Below are 14,176 nucleotides of genomic sequence, written 5' to 3'. Positions count from 1 at the left end.
CCACGAACCGCCGGTGTGAGTGCAATCGGTTGCAGCGGGCGTCTCGCAGGACGTCGCGTCGGTCATGCGAAGCTACGTGTTCGATGGCCGGAACTAAGGAGAACAAGCAGTGAGAGCCCTCGTCGCGGGCGCCGCCGGATTCCTCGGGTCCCACCTGTGCGATCGTCTCCGCCGCGACGGCATCGAAGTCATCGGACTCGACAACTTCTGTACGGGCAGGCGGGAGAACATCGCGCAGCTCGACCGGGACCCGGGCTTCAGTTTCGTCGAGCATGACATCACCCGGCCGGTCGACGCGGTCGTGCCGGGTCCGCTGGACGTCATCTTCAACCTGGCCTGCCCCGCGTCGCCGCGCGCCTACCAGCGGGATCCCCTGTTCACCCTGGAGACCAATTACGTCGGGACCCGGAACCTACTGGAACTGGCGCGCGACCGGGGGGCGACGATTCTGCAGGCCTCCACCAGCGAGGTCTACGGGGATCCGACGATCCATCCGCAGGCCGAGAGTTACTGGGGTCATGCCAACTGCTTCGGGGTGCGGGCCTGCTACGAGGAAGGCAAGCGGGTCGCGGAAACGCTGACGCTCGAGTACGCGCGTCGCTACCGCGTCCCGATCAAGGTCGTCCGCATCTTCAATACCTACGGTCCGAGGATGGATCCAGACGACGGCCGAATCATCTCATCGTTCATCGTCCAGGCGCTGCGCGAAGAACCGATCACCGTCTTCGGGGACGGAAGTCAGACCCGTTCCTTTTGTTATGTCGACGATCTCGTCGAAGGGCTCGTCACTATGGCGGCGAGCGACGCTTCGTTCACCGGACCCGTCAACCTCGGCAGCCCAGCCGAACGCACCGTCCTCGAAACCGCGATCCTTATCAAGGAAATGACCGGATCGTCCTCGGCGACGGTCTTTGAGCCACTGCCGCCGGACGACCCGAAGCAGCGCAGGCCGGACATCACTCTCGCCGAATCCGCCCTCGGCTGGATTCCACGATTCTCGTTCGAAGACGGCGTCGAACGGACGATCGAATATTTCAGGGGCATCGTCGACCCTGGCTCCGCTGGGGGCGTCCGGCGATGAGAGTTGTGCTGGCAACCTTGGGAACTCGGGGTGACGTCGAGCCGTGCGCCACCATCGGTCGGGAGCTGCAGCGCCGCGGACACGATGTCACCATGGCGGTGCCGCCCAACTATGTCGGCTTCGTCGAGTCGGCGGGGCTTGCTGCGGTCCCCCACGGTCCCGACCAGGTTCGGCAGAACGCGGACATCGCCCGCAAGTACGGGGAGTCGCCCAACCCGGTCTTCATGGCGTGGGTGATTTCGGAGGATCTCAAACGACTCTGGCCGCAGCTGGGCACGGCGCTCACGTCGTTGGCAGACGGGGCCGACCTGTTGTTGACCGACGCGAGCCAGCAGGGGTTGGCCGCCAATGTTGCGGAATACTACGACATTCCGCAGGCTGCGCTGCACATCTACCCGCTCGGGCGTGATACGGGTACGCAAGTTACCAAAGAGGCCGAAGACGCCCTGCGCCAAACGTTGGGCCTCCCAAAGCAAACGGGGCCCTCGGCGCGACAACCGCTGGAGATGCAGGCCTACGACGAACTCTTCTTCCCCGGGCTGGCAGCCGAGTGGGCGAAATGGGGTGTCCGACGGCCTTTCGTCGGCGGGCTGACGCTGGAGCTGACGACGAATGTCGACGACGAGGTGTCGTTATGGATCGCCGCGGGAACGCCGCCGATTTACTTCGGCTTTGGCAGTAGCGCGCGAGTCGCGTTTCACGCCGGCTTGCTCGAGATGATCAACGGGGCCTGCGCGCAACTGGGCGAGCGTGCGCTGATCTGCAGCGGCGTAAGTGATTTGGCCGGCATCCCGCAATTCGACCAGGTAAAGGTCGTGGGCGCGGTGAACCACTCGGCCGTCTTTCCCGCTTGCCGCGCGGTCGTGCACCACGGGGGTCCCGGCACCACGTTCGCCGGCATACGGGCCGGCAAACCTACGTTGGCCCTTGCGGTTTCGGTCGATCAGCCGATGTGGGCCGCCGCGGTCGGCCAGCTGGGCGTCGGCATCGGACGCCACTTCTCCGCAACCACCCCGGATTCGCTGCTCGCCGATCTGCGGGCCATCCTCACTCCGCACTGCATCGCCCGAACCCTTGAGGTCGCCGCGCAGATGGCCACGCCCGCCGAAAGCGCCGCCACGGCCGCCGATCTCGTGGAAGCCACGGTCGGCCAAGACTCGGGCTGAAGCCCCGTCAGTGCTCGTCGGTCGAGTGCTGAATCTGCATATCCGAAACGCTGCGATATGACGGGAACTCGAAATCGGGGAATGCGCAGATGTCGCCGCGATCCCGGATCCGTTCTGACCAGTAACTCTGATCTGCGGCCGACGTGCAGGCGTAGAGCTTCATATACGTCGCGGCGAAGGGAAACACGAAGCCATTGCCGACGGCCTGCCAGACGGCCGCCGCCACGCCGGGGGTTTCGACCCCTCGATAATCGTCCATCACGATCACGCCCCGTTCGGCCGTGTGCGTCACGGCGAGGCTGATGTCGTTGGCGACGCACCGGTAAGCGTGACAACCGTCGATGTGGACGAAACGCAGTGCCCGTTCTCCCAGATCGAGCGCCGATGATTCGCACACCTCCAGCGTTGGCCGGCGGGTGTGGAACCGATCCCAATTGGCCAGGAACTGCTGCTGATCCAGGCCGGAGTACTCTTGGCGCGGGGCCCGCGCGATGTCGGCGTGATCCATCACGGCGCCGAACAGATCGCAGATCACCAGGTCTTCATCGTCACGCAGGCCGTAACCCATCAAGATGGCGGACTTGCCCTGGTACGCGCCGATCTCCAGCATGTCACCCGTGATGCCCTCGGCCGTCTGGCACGCGAGCAACTGGCTGAACAGCTCGACATCGGCCTCGAAGAACCAGCCGTCGACGTTGTTCATCTGCTCGGTATAGAGGGCCCAGGCGGCATCGCTCATGACGCGCTCCTGCGCATGAACTCCTCCAGTGCGGTTGTGGGCTGCCGGTTTTCGTGCGGTCAATATGGTGAACCACCTGCGATTTGAACGGTATCAGTTCTGCGCCCCGCTGCAATCGGTGCCGGGCGTCAACCCTCGACGGCGAACAGCCCCCACGCACCCGTCACACCCTTGAGGACGTGCTCGCCGCGAGTGCTGAAGCTGAGGCCCGACCCGGCGACCAGGTCGACGACGATGCGCGAAACGAGCACCTCGCCGGCCCCGGCCGCCGCCGCCACACGCGCCGCGATGTGGACCGCGATGCCGCTGATGTCGTCGTCGCGCAACTCGACCTCACCCGTGTGGACGCCCGCCCGCACCTCGAGGCCCAGACTCCGCATTACGTCGCGGATCGCCATGGCGCACCGGATCGCGCGGGCGGGCCCGTCGAACCGGGCGAGGAAGCCGTCGCCCGTCGTGTTGACCTCACAACCCTGGAACCGTGCGAGCTGGCGCCGTACCTGGGCGTCGTGCCTGCCGAGCAGCTCCTTCCATCGCTGGTCGCCAAGCTCGACCGCCCGCTTCGTGGAGTCGACGATGTCGGTGAACAGCACCGTGGCCAGGACGCGCTCGACCGCCGGCTGCGGACGGACGCCGGTAAGGAACTCCTCGACCTCATCGAGCAGCGCATCGGCGTCGTCCGTAAAGAACAGATGGTCGGCGCCGTCGATCTCGACGAACTTGGCCCCGGGGATGTGGTCGGCAAGGTAGCGACCCAACTCGCACCTCACCATCCGGTCGTCGCGCCGGTGCACCACGAGCGTCGGCGCCTGGATCGCGGGCAGCACGTCACGGATGTCCAGCTGCGGATAGAGCGCGAAGATGTTGCGGACCATGCCCGGGCTGGCGGCCACGCGCTGCAGCCGCGCCCACCACCGCCGGAAATCGGCGTCGCCTCGCCGGCTTGGAGCCCAGGCGCCCAATCCGACGCCCTCACCCCAGCCTTTCGCACTCACTTCAACCAACGCCGACAGCTGCTTCTCGGTGACGCCGAGCGGGTAGTCAGTCGATCGGAGCAGCCGGGAGAACGAGCCATATAGGACAAGCGCATTCACCCGATCGGGATGGCTCGCCGCTGTCAGCATCGCCATCGTGCCGCCCTCCGAAACGCCCACGAGGTCGGCGCGTTCACATCCGGCCGCGTCCATGACGGCGCGCAGGTCATCGACGGACTCTTCCAACGTCGGCGCGTGCATCACCGGATCCGAGAGACCGGTGCCCCGCTTGTCAAAGGTGACGACGCGACGAAAGGACGCGAGCCGCGAGTAGAAGTGAACGACCGACGGCTCCTCCAACATGATGTCGAGGTGCGAGATGAAGCCGGGCGCGACGACGAGGTCGGGCCCGGCTCCGGTCACCGAGAACGCGATGTTGAGGCCACCGCTCTTGGCATAGCGAATGTCCGGCGGGACGTTCATGGTCGAACCTTACGCCGCGGGGAAACGCTACGGTGCCTTCATGCGTCGTGTGGACTACGTCATTCACTATGTCGAGTCGCTGCGCCGGTCCGTGGCGTTTTACCAGAATGTGATCGGTCTTCGGGTACGGATCGAGGGCGACGGCTATGTCGAGTTCGAAATGGAGAACACGAAGTTCTCACTCTTCGAACGCTCGAAGTTGCCGGAGCTCATCGGTCGCGAGGGCGGCAACCCGCCCTGCGGCGAGATCGGCTTCCTGATCGACGACGTCGATGCGGAAGCGGCACGGTTGCAAGGGCTCGGTGTCGAAATCCTGAGCGGACCGGTGGATCGACCGTGGCACGAACGGACGCTGCACATCGCCGACCCGGACGGCAACATCATCGAATTCGCGCAGAAGCTGCGGTGATCCTCGCCGTCGACCTGGGTAAGACGTCCTGCCGGGCCGCGGCAGGCGGTGGCCGCAGGGTCCAGGGCGCGGGCGCGCCGGGGCTCGCGACGCCCGGCGGCGTACGGGCCGCGGAGGCGGCGATCCTGGCCATCGCGCGAGATTTCGGCCCGGTCGACGAGGTGGTCGTGGGCGCGGCCGGGGCGCTGGCGGCGCCGGACGCGGCGCATGCTCTGGGCGATGCGTTGTTGAAATCGCTTGGGGTGCAACGCGTCGCCGTGACGAGTGACGCGGTGATCGCACACGCGGGCGCGCTGAATGGGGAGCCGGGCGCCGTGCTGATCGTAGGCACGGGCGTGGTGGCGCTCGCGATCGACGCGAACGGCGCGCTGCGCAGCGCCGACGGTTGGGGCCCCTGGCTGGGCGACGAGGGCGGCGGCGCGTGGATCGGCGCCGCCGGGCTGCGCGCGGCGTTGCGCGCTCACGACGGCCGCGGACCGGCCACCACGCTGCTCGACGCCGCCCGCGCCCGCTTCGGCGCGCCGGAGACCTGGTCCGCGCAGCTCACCGATGCCGCCGCGCTGGCGTCGTTCGCGCCCGACGTCCTGGCCGCGGAGGGCGACGCCGCGGCGCTGGCGATCATCAGCGCGGCCGCCGATGCGCTCGCCGCGACCGCCCGCGCGGCCGGGGATGGCCCGGTGGCGATGGTCGGCGGACTCGCGGGAGTCCCGGCGCTGCGCGCGCAGCTGGACCTCATCCCGGCCGCCGGCGACGCGCTCGACGGCGCGCTGCAACTACGGGCGATCCACGAGCCGTATCTGATTCGCGTGCAGGCGGATCCGAAAGCCATTGTCCCGCAAGGGCTCGACGCACTCGCCACCGAGGCGGTTCGGCCAGACCTTGACGATCTCGACGCGCGCCCCATCCCGGAGGTCGTCGCGCTGCTCGTTGCCGCCGAAGCCGAAGCGCACGGAGCGGTGGCCGCGGCGGTCCCACGGATCGCGGCGGCCGCCGAGGCGATCGCCGCGCGGCTCGAGCGAGGCGGCCGCCTGGTCTACGCCGGCGCCGGGACACCCGGTCGGCTCGGGGTACTCGACGCCGCCGAGTGCGCGCCGACGTTCGGCACCGACCTGGTGCGCGGCGTGATCGCCGGCGGACCGGCGGCGCTGACCGTAGCGATCGAGGGTGCCGAAGACACGTTCGATCCCGCCGAACTCGCCGACCTGACCGCCGCCGACGCGCTCGTCGGGATCACGGCGTCGGGCCGCACACCGTACGTGCTCGGGGCGCTCGAGCACGCGCGCGCCGCGGGCGCCCTGACCGTCGCGATCGTCAACAACCCCGGCAGCGAGGCGTCCGCCGACGTGGTGATCGAACTGTTGACCGGGCCCGAGGTGCTCGCCGGCTCCACGCGGCTGACCGCGGGCACAGCCCAGAAGGTGGTGCTCAACGCGCTCTCGACGAGCGTGATGATCGCGCTCGGCAAGGCGTACGGGCCGCGGATGGTCGACGTGCGCGCGACCAACGCGAAGGTGCGCCGCCGGGCGGTGCGGATCGTCCGCGACGCGGCCGGCGTCGACGAGGAGGCCGCGGCAGCCGCGCTCGCCGCCGCGGGCGGTCACGCCAAGACCGCGATCGTGGCGCTGCTCGCGGGCGTCGACGCGGCCGAGGCCGCCGCCCGGCTCGACCGGGCCCGCGGACGCGTGCGGGACGCGCTCGGTGGGACATGAGCGTGGTCCATATGCCCGAACACATTCAGCTACAGCAGGTTTCAGGTGCTCGCCGAACTCAACGCGGTCAGGTCGTGGCCACCGTCGTCGAGCGTAAGCAGCGCGCGATACCTGATGCCCTCATCACGGAAACCAAACAGGCTCATCGGTGCTGGCGCAGCTGCTGTACAACTGAAAATGTGTGAGCTCAGCGCCGTTGGGTTTGCCGGTAGTGCCGCTGGTGTAAACGATGACCGCCGTGTCGTCGGCGTCTGTCGGCTCGATCTCTTTGGTGTCTTCGGCGAAATACAGCTCATCGAAATGATGTGTGCCCGCGGGGAGTTGGGCGTTCATTGGCGCCTTCACCACATACGTTGGCAGCCCATCGATTTCGGCGGCGCCGCGGAGAGCCTCTCCAGCCGAGGCCTCGAAGGTGATCAGCAGTCGCGCCCCACAATTGGCGAGGCGGTACAAGATCTCAGGCGCGCGCAGGAGCGGGTTCAGCCGCACCAGCACCGCACCGACTTTCAGAACGCCGAAGTAGGCGAACAAGAAATGGGGCATGTTGGGTAGGTGCACCGCCACCTTGTCACCGCGACGCACGCCCAGGGCACGCAGGCTGGTGGCGATCCGACCGGAGAGCTCGTCGACCTGAGCGTAGCTGAAGGTCTGCTCCCCGAGATGGCAGAGCGGTTTATCGGGATGGGCATTTGAAGATTCACGAAGGATGACGGCGAGGTTGAAGCTCATTGAGCGCTCCTGTCGTTAAACCGAACGCGGGCATGTGCCCGAACAGCGGCCGGTGTGCCGGCACATCGGCGAAGAGTGCAGTGTCGAAATGTGCTGTCGCATCGCGTCTCCTCCGCAGTTGGTACGCCCCAGACACCGACCGGCATGGCGCTTTGCCCGCTCAACCCCGGTGTGCGGCAGTGGTCGATGGCGTATCGGTGTCCTCGCGGCCGCGCCCGCCTGATTCGTCCCCGGACTGGCCGGACTGGTGGTTGTGGGTGCCTTCGAGGTCCTCGCGGATCGCCGCCTGCGCGTTTGTCGGTAGCGTGGGCAGGATTTCGCGCACCCGGGCACGGCGACGCTCGACGGCTTTGCGTTCCGGCATGCCGGGTGTGGCGGTAATCTGCGGCGGCATGCCCTCGATGTCCTCTACACCACCGGCGTGGTGACCCGCGTCGACCTGGGCCTGCTCTTCAGCCATCGTCGCCTCGTCCTTCTCCTCCGACATGCCGATCGGCCCGAGGCGGCGGCCATTGAGGAACTGCCCAACAACCGGTTCGTCGCTCGTCAGCAGCACTTCGCGGGGGCCGAACATGACCAGGTGCTTTCGGAACAACATGCCAATGTTGTCCGGCACAGTGCGTGCGACGTTGATGTTGTGCGTCACGATCAGGATCGTGGCGTCAGTTTGTGCGTTGATGTCGAGGATTAGCTGGCTCAGGTAGGCGGTGCGGACGGGGTCCAGGCCGGAGTCGGGCTCGTCGCAGAGGATGATCTGCGGGTCGAGCACCAGCGAGCGGGCCAGGCCGGCGCGCTTTTTCATACCGCCGGAGATCTCGCCGGGCATTTTGTTCTCGTCGCCGCCCAAGCCCACCAGCTGGAGCTTCTCCATGACGATGTCACGGATCTCGCTTTCCTTCTTTTTGGTGTGCTCGCGCAGCGGAAACGCCGTGTTGTCGTACAGGCTCATCGAGCCGAACAGCGCGCCGTCCTGGAACATGACGCCGAACAGCCTGCGGATCTCGTACAGCTCTTTCGCCGTGCTCTTCATGATGTCGCTGCCGTCGATGATGATCTTGCCCTGCTCCGGCACCAGCAACCCGATCAATGACTTCAAAAAAACCGACTTGCCGGTGCCGGACGGGCCTATCAGCCCGCTCACCTCACCCGCAGGGATGTCCAGCGTGACGTCTTCCCACACCCGCGCAGAGCCGAATGACTTGCTTAGCCCCTCAACTGAAATTCCGATGCCCATCTTGGTCCTCCGGGACCGTTAATTTCCGGCCACCGCAATCGATGGTCAAAGACTGGGATATCCGTTTAACCGCCACGCAACCGCACTGAGCCGAGAATTCTCGGGATGATGGCCGCAAACGCTGGATGGAACCGCCAAACCCACAGCAGTTTAATCCGACGACGCGCAGGCCCGATCTCCAAGACTCATCAGACTTTCCCCGACCCGTGCCTCAAGAATTTCCCAGCCCTGCATCCAGCGAGACTTGGCCGGCACCAATTCCGAAAAGCATTCGAGCCGACGGAAATACATGTCGGTCATCGGGACGCGCTAGCCGCTCGATCGATGCGAATCTATGAGTCGGGATCGAACAACGTCGACTGCCCCCATCGCGTGTTTTGCGCGTGGGCGTGAGGGCGAGACAGCGCTCCCGCATGCGACGCAACGCTATTTCGACGGGCAGCAATGGACGATCTACGCACCCCCGCCCCCTCCCCCGCCGTCGATCGTCATCAACAACACGGTAGGGGCGCCGGCGCCGGTGATCGTGACCAGCGGCCCAACTCACGCCCTGCACCTGGTCCTCACCCTGCTTATGTGTGGGATGTGGCTACCGGTGTAACGAGCGAGTCAAGATGGCAGCCCGCGCCGACAACCAGCACCAGGCATTCATGGCCGGAGACTCCTCAGGCATTTACGGCCAATACCCGCCTCGCCTGATCTGATCTCGCCAGAAAGGCCGGCTCACGCCCGTATCGTGAGGACCGTGTGTGAGCCTGCGTCCGGCCGGCCAGCTTTTTTCAGCCGCCGTCAGTTGCTGGCGCTGGCCGGCAGCGCCGGCGTGGCGTCCATGGTCGGCGGCTGCTCGACTCCGACGCGAACAATCAGTGCAAGCCTGACCGCGACGACTTCGGCACTGTTGCTATGCCGGGACGCCTGGGGCGCGCGACCGGCCCGCTCCGGAGGGAAGCGCCACACCATCACCCGGATGACTCTCCACCATGAGGCCGTCGTCCTTGGCGAAAACCGCAATGCTCCAAGCCATCTCCGACAGGATCAGCGATACCACCAGGACCAGCACGGGTGGATCGACATCGCCTATCACGTCGGCGTGGACCGCAATGGCAACATCTACGAACTGCGGAGCACCGAGATCGCCGGCGATACCGCGACGGACTACGACACGACGGGCCATTTCCTGGTTCTCTGCGAAGGAGACTTCGATCAAGAGGCTGTGCCAGAGGCCCAGCTCCAGGGAGCGGCTCGCGCGTTCGCATGGGCGGCTCAGAATTTTCACGTTTCGACCGACACACTGGCGGGCCATCGGGACCTGGCCCAAACCTCCTGCCCGGGTAGAAACCTGTACGCCCACATTTCCTCGGGCGACCTCAAGCGCCGCATTGACGACCTGGTCGGCGCGGGCGGAGTGGACCTCCAGCGCTTCTGCGGTCCCGATGCGGCCGCAAGAGTCGCGTCAATCGAAGCCGGCAACTGACCTGCGCTCCCCGCAGGCGCTCGTTGGTGGCGCCGCCCGGGACTGAGATCGCCGGAATGTTTGTAGTCCCGTAACAGCGGGCACTTCGCCTGAACGGGCACAAAAAAGGGGTCAGCATGTCGGTCACACATCTCAGCGGTTTCGCCAACGCTTGTCAGGAGGCCGTGAGGGCCGTCCTTCATGCCATCACCGCTCAGGGAGAGGAACGCCGAGGGCACCTCTCGGACGCCAAATCGGCAGTAGACGTGGCGTTACGCGATGCCCATAGCGGTGAGGAATGGTCGTTGGCCCAGCACTTGCGCCAGGGAATCAAGGATGTGGAGACCCGCCTGCGCGACGCTTCCTAGTCGCGTGCCGCTCCCCTTGGCAGACCAGCCGCAACACCTACTTTCAATGGGCTGAACTGCCCGTTCGTTCCCGCTCGTTGTCTGCGGTTCGTCCTGGGGTGTTGACGGCATCAAGGGGGGTCACCTATGAAGACCACCCTCGACCACCTAGCCACAGCGGCGGCTCCTGGCCGTTGTACATGCTCTTAGGCCGCCATCGCTGTCTGCGCAAAAGCCGACCGGCGTGGTGCTCGGCCACGTCCTTCAGGTACTCAACATCGTCGCTGGTCCACGGGTGCTGGCCGGTTCCATCCAACCACCACCTCGGTTGGCCGTCCTGCTCGTAGCGGGTTATCCGGTAGCGCCAGGCGACGTGCCTGCCCTTGGCGTCAACCTGCCAGTCCAGCAACCGTGGGCGGACGGCCTCGGGCGTCCGCTCGATAAACTCCCGGGGGTGGGTTATCCGGATTTCGATGAACTCGCCACCCATGAATCAAGCCTAATCGAAGTGGCAGACCGGACAAGCAATCCGAGTTGAAAGGCAGGACCCTTCGACGCCCAACGGGTTGGATCGTCGCGACCCATGGCTGCCGAGCCGTGATGGTTGCGGCCGATCCGCCACGGGACTGGTTGGCGACCAAGAAGCGTCGTGCAGGCGGATCCTGACCTTCAAATTCCTTGGGCGGCTTCGCCATACCGCGCGCGTGACAAGTCAACGGATTCGAATGGTCCGTGGTCGATGCCAGCGGGGCACTCAACGACCGCGGCATGTACGACGCGTGCGACCCGATGGGGCCGCTCAGCCTCGCACCAGGCCAGTACTCCGTGCGGATCCAAGCCGGCGGCACGGACGCCGACTACCACTTCACCGTCAAGCAGTCGTGAGGCCTGAATCGAACCCCTGCCCTGACCAGGAAGCACGCTGCTTTGACTGCGGGTTTTCGGGCCTGCGCTACGCGGTCGAATCGCACGTTTGCTCATAGGTTTTCGCGAATGACTACGCGACGCTATCGAAACCGGTAGAGCGGACGGGTCCATCACATCAACTGTTGACGCGCAGTCCCTTTCGCTCCGCAAGCTCCTCTTCGGTAACCGGCTCGAGCATCGGTTGCCCGGGCAGGCAGAACAATGTCAGGACGAAGCTACAAGGAATGTCAGTGCGGTTGTTCGCGTCCTGATAGTGGATCACGTCACCGCCGGGTCCCCAGAACGCGTCTCCAGCCCGCAGGACGCGTGGCGCTTCACCCTCGAGCTCGAACAACATCTCACCGTCAATCATGTAACCGAATCCCGGACCGCCGGGAAGCCGATGTGGTGGATAACCAGGAGCGCCCGGTGGATGGTTGATGAGAACCGTCATCACGTGGGCATCTTCAGGAATCAACGGTGACGATACTTCCTGCAGCACGATCATTGTTGATTTCGATTCGGAGCCAGTCGTATCCAACATCTGTTACCCCCTATATGATGTGCAAACGCGTGCAGTGCTGGTGAAATCGCCTGGGTACCAATTACTTTCCTAAATTCTGCGGCTTGCGTCGATCCAGTCGGAGAATCGAGTAGTGAAGATGGTGGCGTTCTCGTCGGGTTCCAGGCTGTGATCGTCGATCACCGCACCGAAGTATGGCGCCTGGGCGTCGGTCACGACTCGACGTCGATCACTCTTGGCGGCCAGGCCCGTGCGGACGAAGTCGTCCATCCCCATTACTTCGGGTCCGGCGATCTCCGTTACTCCGTTGATAGGCCGCCCGACAGCCGCGCGCGCGACTGCGGTGGCGACATCGTCGGCAGCGATAGGACGGAACAACGCGTGCGGCAGCCGGACAATATCTCCCTCTGTCGCGGAATCGGCCAAGCCGACGGCGAATTCGTAGAAGGGAGTCGCTCGCACGATCGAATACGGCCGGCCCGATTCCCTGATCAGGTTCTCCTGTGCCGCTTTCGCGGTGTTGTAGCCGCTATCCGGCATGACCTGCGCACCCACCACCGACAACGCCACATGGTGTTCGACTCCCGCTCCCTGTTCGGCTGCAAGGAGATTCGTGGTCGTGGTGGTGAAGAAGCGCATCACCGGTTCATCGTCGAACTCTGGCGAATCCGCGACGTCGACCAGGACATCAGCACCGGCGAGCGCGCTGGCGAGGCCTTCACCGGTGAACGAATCGACACCTGATCGGCGTGAGGCGATGACGACGTCATGGCCCTGCGCGCTGAGCTTGGACGCGACTTTCGAGCCGATCAGCCCGCGACCGCCGATGACTACGATCTTCATGATGCACCTTTCAGAGTTGCCAACGATCCCTTGCGCCCGGCGCAGCCCGGTTAGGTGCTGTCGGGCGCAGCGGGCCGCGACACGGGCCGGAGCAATCCCTGATATTGGTCGGTCACCAGATCCCGGTATTCAGGATGGCGCAGGATGTAGTCACCCGTGATCTTGCACCGCGGAATAACCGTGTGCCCGGCCCTGCGGATCAGTGTGAGCACACCACTGATCATCGCTGAGGAGACACCCCGATCACGCCATTGCGTATCGACTTCGGTGGCCATCAACACGATGTGGCCGCGGTAGCGGCGGTAGGGCTGCCGACCAATCACCTGGTCGTCTACGGTGGCCTCGAACCGCCCTTCTTGGGTGTTGTCGGTGATGATGGTCAACACTCCATCGTGGGCGCTGCGTTCGATACTGCCCATCGACGTTGGTGATTCACTCACAGTCAAAAATCCCTTCCATGTCATCACAGGCGGCAACTCGGCGGACGTCAAGCTCGTGCAGCCGCGTCCTCATGATGTTGCCCGGCCTCGCTCATGACCACCAACGGCCCTGGGGACCTGGGCTAGCGGTCAGCCGACGTCCTCGTCGTCCTGGTCAAACTCTTCGCGCGCCACACCGTAGAACGATGGGCCGTCGTGCGGGCTGCCACTGATCTGGCCGCGATGGCGCCGGGGCCGCAGCGGCGGTTCCTCGGTGTAGCCGAACTCGGGCTCCTCAGCGGCTAGGCGCTTATCCAGCGTCAGATTTTCCTTCGGCGAGATCCAGCGCAATGGTGCGTCGACCACGATGTCACCATCGTCGTTGCGCACCTCGTCGGAGTCCAGAGATTCGCTGGGACCCAGGGTGTTATCGGGCCCCGGGTCGTCGTAATCGCCGTCCATGGTTGTCCTCCTTGATATTTCGCCGGCATACGGGTGAGCTTCCCGCCGACTTTGCCTGAGCATAAAGGCATTTCGAATCCGTCGGTTCGCTACCAAATAGGTTCGCCGGGGAATTTCAAGTTGAAGCGTTTGCATAGTTCGGGGACACTGTCGACATCCATCTCGAGGTCGTACCGCGTACAGAGTTCATCTAGGTTCTCTGTCGATATCTGGTCCACACCGCCGAGGTCGGCAAGCTCGTCGAAGAACTGCTCAAATCCTGCGGGGGAAATGATTTCAAGGATGCGGGCGGCCTCATCGCCCGCGTTCCAGAACGTATGCCATTGGCCTCGTGGCTTGAAAATGAAGTCGCCGGGTCCACCGTAGAGGACCTCATCGCCAAGCAAAGCGCCGACGCGTCCCTCGATGATCCAGCTGTACTCATCTTCGTTGTGGTGGCGATGAAGCGGTGAGGCTAGCGCTCGAGGTGACATCGGATGCTCGAGGACCGAGAAGCGCCCTTGCGCGTGGACCCAATCGACGATGTGGCGGACACCGATCGTCCCAAGGAACACCGACTTGCCCTCGGTGCGGCCGACAGACTTAGCCGGCGGGCCGCCTGGCCTCAAGATGTCGTCTGTCGCGCCGGCCGCGGCCGGCTTCTTGTTGTGTTCGCGTGACACGGTGCTCCTTAGCTAAGTGCGCGGACAATTGCCCTGC

At 65.0% G+C, this 14,176-nt stretch carries 16 protein-coding genes and 1 pseudogene; 7 read left to right on the top strand and 10 right to left on the bottom strand.

Going from position 1 to position 14,176, the window contains the following annotated elements; genetic code table 11:
• The first annotated feature begins 109 nt into the window (after nucleotides 1–109).
• Together A5732_RS11000 and A5732_RS10995 are read left to right on the top strand one after the other, a co-directional pair.
• Nucleotides 110–1,081, top strand: coding sequence for a UDP-glucuronic acid decarboxylase family protein (locus A5732_RS11000; RefSeq protein WP_076102189.1), 972 nt, complete (start codon nucleotides 110–112; stop codon nucleotides 1,079–1,081).
• Entirely contained in the window at nucleotides 1,078–2,247 is a 1,170-nt protein-coding gene (locus A5732_RS10995; protein WP_076102188.1) for a glycosyltransferase, read from the top strand. Before A5732_RS11000 ends, A5732_RS10995 begins: the two co-directional genes overlap by 4 nt.
• Before the next feature lie 7 nt (nucleotides 2,248–2,254).
• Here A5732_RS10995 and A5732_RS10990 read toward each other — a convergent pair whose 3' ends face one another.
• Together A5732_RS10990 and A5732_RS10985 are read right to left on the bottom strand one after the other, a co-directional pair.
• Nucleotides 2,255–2,986, bottom strand: coding sequence for a class I SAM-dependent methyltransferase (locus A5732_RS10990; protein ID WP_076102187.1), 732 nt, complete (start codon nucleotides 2,984–2,986; stop codon nucleotides 2,255–2,257).
• Between the two features lie 128 nt (nucleotides 2,987–3,114).
• Nucleotides 3,115–4,443 carry an adenylate/guanylate cyclase domain-containing protein gene (locus A5732_RS10985; protein WP_076102186.1) on the bottom strand — a complete coding sequence of 443 codons (1,329 nt, stop codon included), beginning with the start codon at nucleotides 4,441–4,443 and terminating at the stop codon, nucleotides 3,115–3,117.
• A gap of 40 nt (nucleotides 4,444–4,483) precedes the next feature.
• Between A5732_RS10985 and A5732_RS10980 the strand changes: the two genes are divergently transcribed.
• The 3 genes and pseudogenes from A5732_RS10980 (at nucleotide 4,484) to murQ (ending at nucleotide 6,561) form a co-directional block, all read left to right on the top strand.
• A complete protein-coding gene (locus A5732_RS10980; RefSeq protein ID WP_076052701.1) occupies nucleotides 4,484–4,852 on the top strand; it encodes a VOC family protein in 369 nt (122 codons plus the stop codon).
• Nucleotides 4,780–5,574: pseudogene (locus A5732_RS27840) on the top strand (BadF/BadG/BcrA/BcrD ATPase family protein); the annotation flags it as partial. The gene A5732_RS10980 and the pseudogene A5732_RS27840, both read left to right, overlap by 73 nt.
• A 105-nt stretch (nucleotides 5,575–5,679) precedes the next feature.
• Nucleotides 5,680–6,561 carry an N-acetylmuramic acid 6-phosphate etherase gene (murQ, locus tag A5732_RS27835; RefSeq protein ID WP_436971820.1) on the top strand — a complete coding sequence of 294 codons (882 nt, stop codon included), beginning with the start codon at nucleotides 5,680–5,682 and terminating at the stop codon, nucleotides 6,559–6,561.
• Nucleotides 6,562–6,684: 123 nt separating this feature from the next.
• On the opposite strand, the gene A5732_RS10965 is transcribed toward murQ, so the two are convergent.
• A complete protein-coding gene (locus A5732_RS10965) occupies nucleotides 6,685–7,290 on the bottom strand; it encodes an AMP-binding protein (RefSeq protein WP_076052644.1) in 606 nt (201 codons plus the stop codon).
• A 160-nt stretch (nucleotides 7,291–7,450) separates the two neighbouring features.
• Nucleotides 7,451–8,524, bottom strand: a complete 1,074-nt coding sequence (locus A5732_RS10960) for an ABC transporter ATP-binding protein (protein WP_076102185.1) — start codon at nucleotides 8,522–8,524, stop codon at nucleotides 7,451–7,453.
• 745 nt (nucleotides 8,525–9,269) lie between these two features.
• Between A5732_RS10960 and A5732_RS10955 the strand changes: the two genes are divergently transcribed.
• On the top strand, nucleotides 9,270–9,998 hold the full coding sequence (locus A5732_RS10955) for an N-acetylmuramoyl-L-alanine amidase (RefSeq protein WP_249266739.1): 729 nt from the start codon (nucleotides 9,270–9,272) through the stop codon (nucleotides 9,996–9,998).
• A 471-nt stretch (nucleotides 9,999–10,469) separates the two neighbouring features.
• On the opposite strand, the gene A5732_RS10945 is transcribed toward A5732_RS10955, so the two are convergent.
• Complete coding sequence (locus A5732_RS10945; RefSeq protein WP_064950781.1) at nucleotides 10,470–10,814, bottom strand: hypothetical protein; 345 nt, start codon at nucleotides 10,812–10,814, stop codon at nucleotides 10,470–10,472.
• Between the two features lie 242 nt (nucleotides 10,815–11,056).
• On the opposite strand from A5732_RS10945, the gene A5732_RS27330 reads away from it, so the two are divergent.
• The gene (locus A5732_RS27330) at nucleotides 11,057–11,209 is read left to right on the top strand and encodes a hypothetical protein (RefSeq protein ID WP_170880022.1); all 153 of its coding nucleotides are present in this window, start codon (nucleotides 11,057–11,059) and stop codon (nucleotides 11,207–11,209) included.
• Between the two features lie 157 nt (nucleotides 11,210–11,366).
• Here the strand turns inward: A5732_RS27330 and A5732_RS10940 are convergent, their stop codons facing one another.
• From A5732_RS10940 to A5732_RS10920, 5 genes are all read right to left on the bottom strand, one after another.
• Nucleotides 11,367–11,774 (bottom strand): cupin domain-containing protein, encoded by a 408-nt coding sequence (locus A5732_RS10940; RefSeq protein WP_076052641.1) that lies wholly within the window; start codon nucleotides 11,772–11,774, stop codon nucleotides 11,367–11,369.
• A gap of 69 nt (nucleotides 11,775–11,843) precedes the next feature.
• Complete coding sequence (locus A5732_RS10935; protein ID WP_076052640.1) at nucleotides 11,844–12,596, bottom strand: SDR family oxidoreductase; 753 nt, start codon at nucleotides 12,594–12,596, stop codon at nucleotides 11,844–11,846.
• A 50-nt stretch (nucleotides 12,597–12,646) separates the two neighbouring features.
• Nucleotides 12,647–12,982, bottom strand: a complete 336-nt coding sequence (locus A5732_RS10930) for a GNAT family N-acetyltransferase (RefSeq protein WP_249266746.1) — start codon at nucleotides 12,980–12,982, stop codon at nucleotides 12,647–12,649.
• Nucleotides 12,983–13,165: 183 nt separating this feature from the next.
• Complete coding sequence (locus A5732_RS10925) at nucleotides 13,166–13,477, bottom strand: hypothetical protein (protein ID WP_076052638.1); 312 nt, start codon at nucleotides 13,475–13,477, stop codon at nucleotides 13,166–13,168.
• 89 nt (nucleotides 13,478–13,566) lie between these two features.
• Nucleotides 13,567–14,139 (bottom strand): cupin domain-containing protein, encoded by a 573-nt coding sequence (locus tag A5732_RS10920; protein ID WP_249266738.1) that lies wholly within the window; start codon nucleotides 14,137–14,139, stop codon nucleotides 13,567–13,569.
• Nucleotides 14,140–14,176 lie beyond the last annotated feature (37 nt).

It is taken from the genome of Mycobacterium colombiense (assembly GCF_001953985.1).
GTDB classification, from domain to species: Bacteria; Actinomycetota; Actinomycetes; order Mycobacteriales; family Mycobacteriaceae; genus Mycobacterium; species Mycobacterium colombiense_B.
Note: the sequence above shows the minus strand (reverse complement) of the source record. Positions and strands in the feature narration are given on the sequence as shown.

Coding starts and splice junctions, on each gene's coding strand:
- A5732_RS10995 (WP_076102188.1), top strand. CDS start 1,078: ATGAGAGTTGTGCTGGCAACCTTGGGAACTCGGGGTGACGTCGAGCCG.
- A5732_RS10990 (WP_076102187.1), bottom strand. CDS start 2,986: ATGAGCGATGCCGCCTGGGCCCTCTATACCGAGCAGATGAACAACGTC.
- A5732_RS10985 (WP_076102186.1), bottom strand. CDS start 4,443: ATGAACGTCCCGCCGGACATTCGCTATGCCAAGAGCGGTGGCCTCAAC.
- A5732_RS10980 (WP_076052701.1), top strand. CDS start 4,484: ATGCGTCGTGTGGACTACGTCATTCACTATGTCGAGTCGCTGCGCCGG.
- A5732_RS10965 (WP_076052644.1), bottom strand. CDS start 7,290: ATGAGCTTCAACCTCGCCGTCATCCTTCGTGAATCTTCAAATGCCCAT.
- A5732_RS10960 (WP_076102185.1), bottom strand. CDS start 8,524: ATGGGCATCGGAATTTCAGTTGAGGGGCTAAGCAAGTCATTCGGCTCT.
- A5732_RS10945 (WP_064950781.1), bottom strand. CDS start 10,814: ATGGGTGGCGAGTTCATCGAAATCCGGATAACCCACCCCCGGGAGTTT.
- A5732_RS10940 (WP_076052641.1), bottom strand. CDS start 11,774: ATGTTGGATACGACTGGCTCCGAATCGAAATCAACAATGATCGTGCTG.
- A5732_RS10935 (WP_076052640.1), bottom strand. CDS start 12,596: ATGAAGATCGTAGTCATCGGCGGTCGCGGGCTGATCGGCTCGAAAGTC.
- A5732_RS10925 (WP_076052638.1), bottom strand. CDS start 13,477: ATGGACGGCGATTACGACGACCCGGGGCCCGATAACACCCTGGGTCCC.